Raw genomic sequence first — 364 nt, forward strand, 5'->3', positions numbered from 1 at the left:
GGAAGCCCGATTCGAGCTCCTGGATGATCTTGCCGTTGCCACGTACCGGGCCGTCGAGGCGCTGCAGGTTGCAGTTGATGACGAACACGAGGTTGTCGAGCTTCTCGCGGCCGGCCATGCCGATCGCGCCCAGCGACTCGACCTCGTCGGTCTCGCCGTCACCGAGGAAGGCCCACACCTTGCGCTGCTCGGCGCGCGTGGCGTCGATCATGCCGCGGCTGGCCATGTACTTCATGAAGCGCGCCTGATAGATCGCGCACAGCGGGCCCAGGCCCATCGATACGGTGGGGAACTGCCAGAAGTCGGGCATCAGCCAGGGGTGCGGATAGGACGAGATGCCCTTGCCGCCCACTTCCTGGCGGAA

The 364-nt window shown here is 65.9% G+C and carries 1 pseudogene; it reads right to left on the reverse strand.

The features are described from left to right. Positions 1–364 (reverse strand): annotated as a pseudogene (gene aceE / locus C662_RS19650) (pyruvate dehydrogenase (acetyl-transferring), homodimeric type); the annotation flags it as partial.

It is taken from the genome of Thauera sp. 28 (genome assembly GCF_000310145.2).
Lineage (GTDB): Bacteria > Pseudomonadota > Gammaproteobacteria > Burkholderiales > Rhodocyclaceae > Thauera > Thauera mechernichensis.